5 protein-coding genes are annotated in these 4,459 nt (G+C 63.9%); 2 read left to right on the forward strand and 3 right to left on the reverse strand.

Annotation, left to right across the window (positions count from 1 at the left end; all coding sequences use genetic code 11):
• On the forward strand, window positions 1-894 hold an 894-nt coding region (locus VN004_RS17225; protein WP_325612611.1), incomplete at its 5' end, for a ring-cleaving dioxygenase.
• Window positions 895-1,114: 220 nt separating this feature from the next.
• Here VN004_RS17225 and VN004_RS17230 read toward each other — a convergent pair.
• Window positions 1,115-2,152, reverse strand: coding sequence for a glutamine synthetase beta-grasp domain-containing protein (locus VN004_RS17230; protein ID WP_325612613.1), 1,038 nt, complete (start codon window positions 2,150-2,152; stop codon window positions 1,115-1,117).
• Between the two features lie 329 nt (window positions 2,153-2,481).
• Between VN004_RS17230 and VN004_RS17235 the strand changes: the two genes are divergently transcribed.
• Window positions 2,482-2,664: a DUF2735 domain-containing protein gene (locus tag VN004_RS17235; RefSeq protein ID WP_325612614.1), complete on the forward strand. Its 183-nt coding sequence runs from the start codon at window positions 2,482-2,484 to the stop codon at window positions 2,662-2,664.
• A 98-nt stretch (window positions 2,665-2,762) separates the two neighbouring features.
• Here VN004_RS17235 and VN004_RS17240 read toward each other — a convergent pair whose 3' ends face one another.
• The gene (locus VN004_RS17240) at window positions 2,763-3,701 is read right to left on the reverse strand and encodes a glutaminase (RefSeq protein WP_325612617.1); all 939 of its coding nucleotides are present in this window, start codon (window positions 3,699-3,701) and stop codon (window positions 2,763-2,765) included.
• Window positions 3,702-4,092: 391 nt separating this feature from the next.
• Window positions 4,093-4,459, reverse strand: a 367-nt coding sequence (locus VN004_RS17245) for an enoyl-CoA hydratase-related protein (RefSeq protein ID WP_325612621.1), incomplete at its 5' end; no start/stop codon positions are given.

Consider the following 4,459-nt stretch of genomic DNA (forward strand, 5'->3'; position numbering starts at 1 on the left):
CGCTTCTATACGCAGGTGATGGGGATGCGGCTGATCAAGAAGACGGTCAATCAGGATGACGTCTCGGCCTATCACCTGTTCTATGGCGACGGCATCGCGTCGCCCGGCAGCGACCTGACCTTCTTCGATTTCCGGGTCGGACCGGAGCGCCGCGGCAATCAGACGATCACGCGCACGGCCTTGCGGGTCGCCGGACACGACGCCCTGCAATGGTGGCATCGCCACCTGACCAATGCCGGCGTGAGGGTCGGTGACATCGGCGAGCGCGACGGCCGCTTCACGCTCGATTTCGAGGATCCGGAAGGCCAGCGGCTGTCGCTCATCGACGACGGCGGTGCGGGCGAGGCGCATCCATGGGCGAAAAGTCCGGTGCCCGCCGCGTGTCAGATCCGCGGGCTTGGCCCGATTACCATGTCGGTCCCGGACGCTATGCATACCGATATCGTGCTGCGCGAGGCGATGCTGATGCGTCATGTGCGCGATTACCCGGTCCCGGATTCCGATTCCGACATCGTGCATGTCTACGAGATGGGCGAGGGCGGACCGGCCGCGGAGTTGCATGTCGCGGTGCGTCCGAACCTGCCGCCGGCACGGCCGGGCGCGGGCGGTGTGCATCACGTCGCCTTCCGCACGCCGAACCGCGCCGAATATGATCAATGGGCCGATCGGCTGCTCAAGCTGCGCATCCCGAACAGCGGCAAGGTCGACCGATACTATTTTGAATCGCTGTATTTCCGCGAACCGAATGGCGTCCTGTTCGAGATCGCGACCGACGGTCCGGGCTTTGCCTCCGACGAGCCGATGGAGACGCTCGGCGAGAAGCTGGCGCTGCCGCCGTTCCTTGAGAAGCGGCGCGCGCAGATCGAGGCGGGACTGAAGCCGCTGGCGGCGTGACCCGATCGTCACCCTGTCATCGCCCGCGAAACCCTGTCATCGCCCGCGAAAGCGGGCGATCAGCAGGCAATCAATCGGAACGTGAAAAGCTGAAAAATAAAAACGGGGGAGGGACGACCAAGGACCTCCCCCGTTTGACATCGGCCCTGCTGACATCAGGGCCGAGCCGGGACTGTTGACGAACGCGCAACGCGTGAGCGTTGCGCGCCGCCGCTTTTGATCAGGCCGCAGCCGCCTTGGCGCCGGTCGGCACTTCGGAGATCGTCTTCAGGATCTGCGAAGCGATCTGGTAGGGGTCGCCCTGCGAGTTCGGACGGCGATCTTCCAGATAGCCCTTGTAGCCGTTGTTCACGAAGGAGTGCGGGACGCGGATCGAGGCACCACGGTCCGCGACGCCGTAGGAGAACTTGTTCCACGGCGCGGTTTCGTGCTTGCCGGTCAGGCGCATGTGGTTGTCCGGACCGTAGACCGCGATGTGCTCTTCGAGGTTCTTTTCGAACTGCTTCATCAGCGCTTCGAAATACTCCTTGCCGCCGACTTCGCGCATGTACTTTGTCGAGAAGTTCGAGTGCATGCCCGAGCCGTTCCAGTCGGTGTCGCCCAGCGGCTTGCAATGCCACTCGATGTCGATCTCGTACTGCTCGCACAGGCGCATCATCAGGTAGCGGGCGATCCACATCTGGTCAGCCGCGGTCCGCGAGCCCTTGCCGAAGATCTGGAATTCCCACTGGCCCTTGGCGACTTCCGCGTTGATGCCTTCGTGGTTGATGCCGGCGGCGAGGCAGAGCTCGAGATGCTCTTCCACGATCTTGCGGGCGACCGAGCCGACATTCTTGTAGCCGACGCCGGTATAATAGGGCCCCTGGGGAGCGGGGTAGCCTTCCGTCGGGAAGCCGAGCGGGCGGCCGTTCTTGTAGAAGAAATATTCCTGCTCGAAGCCGAACCAGGCATCCGGGTCGTCGAGAATGGTGGCGCGCTTGTTGGAGGGGTGCGGGGTGACGCCATCCGGCATCATGACTTCGCACATGACCAGCGCCCCGTTCTTGCGGGCGGCATCGGGATAGATCGCGACCGGCTTCAATACGCAATCGGATGAATGGCCTTCCGCCTGCATCGTCGAGGAGCCGTCGAAGCCCCAGAGCGGGAGCTGATCGAGGGTCGGGAAATACTCGAATTCCTTGATCTGGGTCTTGCCCCGCAGGTTCGGAACCGGGGTGTAACCGTCGAGCCAAATATACTCGAGCTTGAACTTTGGCATTGGTCTCTCTTGATCTTGTCGACGCGGAGAAGAAGGCCCGATCGGGGATCGGGTGCCGGCTCGCGCCCGGCTACCGGCAATGCCCCGATCTGAAGCATTTTGCATGCCAATCCGGGGGCTCACGCCCGATCGCGCGCCATTGCTGCGGCACAGCAACTTGCGGCACTCGCCCGGATGACGGCTCAGACGGCAAATGCCCTGGGCGCACAATTTATAAGCATGCGGTGATTTGATGTGAGGCATGACGGGCATTCGGCGGCCGTCGGGGCTATATGGAAACCAGTCAGATTGAATCGCGTTGACGGCACAACGATCAGAGGACCGATACGATGAGCACCCAGATCACTGGGTCCGCCAAGATCATCGCCTTCCCGCTGCGCGGCCGTTTTGCGGCCGCAAGCCCTGCGGCCGATCCCGCGGACCTGCGCGTTACGACGGCTGTCGCCAAAGTCGCCAGCGGCGGCGCCTGGTATCACGAAGAGGCCATCCGCGAAGAGCGGAAGAAGAACTAGGCGGACCAACCGATCGGCCGGCCTGGCCGGTCCACTCAGAATGCACAGCGCCGGGTCTGTGCGAGGGGCGCGCGTTCTTTGGGACGCGCGCTCCTTTTTTATCCGGCAAAGACCGACCAGCCCATGCGGTGCGTGAGCTTCTCCAGCGCGATGCGACCGAGATGCGAATTGCCGCTCGGATCGAGGCCGGGCGACCACACGGCGATCGACGCCTTGCCCGGCGCGATCGCGAGAATCCCGCCGCCGACGCCGCTCTTGCCGGGCAGGCCGACGCGATAGGCGAATTCACCCGAGCCGTCATAATGCCCGCAGGTCAGCATGATGGCGTTGATGCGCCGCGCCCGCTCCGGATTGACCACGGCAAAGCCGGTCGAGGGATTGCGGCCCTGATGCATGAGAAAGCGGCCCGCCAGTGCAAGCTGGCGGCACGACATCGCGATTGCGCAGTGATGGAAATAGACGCCGAGCGTGTAATCGACCGGGTTCTCGATGACGCCGAAGGCCTTCATGTAATTCGCCAGCGCGACATTGCGAAAGCCGGTGCGCTGTTCTGAGGCCGCCACCGCCTCGTCGATCGTGATCGAATTGTCGTCGGCCAGAAATTGCAGGAAGCGCAGGATATCGCCGAGCACCTCGCGCGGCTTGTGTCCGGACAGGATCGCATCGGTGACCGCGATCGCCCCGGCATTGATGAAGGGATTGCGCGGGATGCCCTTCTCGTATTCGAGCTGGACGATGGAGTTGAAAGTGCTGCCGGACGGCTCGCGCCCGACCCTTCGCCACAGCCGGTCGCCGATCCGGCCGAGCGCCAGCGTGAGGGTGAACACCTTGGAGATGCTCTGGATCGAAAACGGCTCGTCGGCATCGCCCCCGCTCGCGACCCGGCCCTGCGCGTCGATCACCGCGAGGCCGAATTTCGACGGGTCGGCCCGCGCCAGCTCGGGAATATAGGTCGCGACATCACCGCGATCGGGGCGCTTGCGCATCTCCTCAGCGATTTCGGTGACGACCTGTTGGAGGTCGGGGGCGTAGGTCATGTCAGGCGAGACCATCCGGCGCACAGGCTGGTGCGGACCATAAGCAGCTCTCACAAAATCCGCTCATCTTCTTTCGCGAGCGGCGATTTTTTTCCGCGAACGACGATCCAGCCTGCCGGACTGGGTCCCCGCCTTCGCGGGGACGAACGGGTGAAGTCGTCGCGATCGTTATCAATATCATGCGTCGTGCTGCAAGAACGCGTTACAGGATCGAGTCTTGCAAGCGATGCGCCAGACCTAGCGCCGACGTCACGTCCGGCGTCATCCCCGGGAGCCTTCGCGAAGCGAAGGAAGCCGGAATCCTGGGTCACAAGCACCTTGTCCGCAGCTCCAGGATTCCGGGTTCGCTTGCTTTCAGCAAGCGCCGCGGAATGACAAGCGGGGTTGCGACCTACTTCTTCCTGTTGAAGAACGCCTCGAACGCCGCCTTCGCCTCCGGCGATTGCAGCCGCTCGCGGAAGAAATCCGCCTCGAGATCGATGCGCCCGGCGAGTTCGTCCGGCTCGCCGCGGATCATTCGGCGTGATGCAAGGACCGCCTCCGGCGGCAAGGCTGCGATGCGCCGTGCGGCGGCGAAGGCTTTCGCCTCCACCTCCGCACTGTCGGTAACCGCATTGACGAGGCCGATGGATTGCGCGGTGGCGGCATCGAGCGGTTCGCCCATCACCAGCATCGCGAAGGCGCGGCGCGGCCCCATCAGGCGCGGCGCGAGCAGCGTCGAGGCCGCTTCCGGCACAAGGCCAAGGCCGACAAAGGGC

This window comes from Pseudorhodoplanes sp. (assembly GCF_035565855.1).
In the GTDB taxonomy this organism is placed as follows: Bacteria; Pseudomonadota; Alphaproteobacteria; order Rhizobiales; family Xanthobacteraceae; genus Pseudorhodoplanes.

Excerpts from the sequence above, each read along its gene's own strand:
- VN004_RS17240 (WP_325612617.1), bottom strand. The coding sequence starts at position 3,701 with ATGACCTACGCCCCCGACCTCCAACAGGTCGTCACCGAAATCGCTGAG.
- VN004_RS17230 (WP_325612613.1), bottom strand. The coding sequence starts at position 2,152 with ATGCCAAAGTTCAAGCTCGAGTATATTTGGCTCGACGGTTACACCCCG.
- VN004_RS17235 (WP_325612614.1), top strand. The coding sequence starts at position 2,482 with ATGAGCACCCAGATCACTGGGTCCGCCAAGATCATCGCCTTCCCGCTG.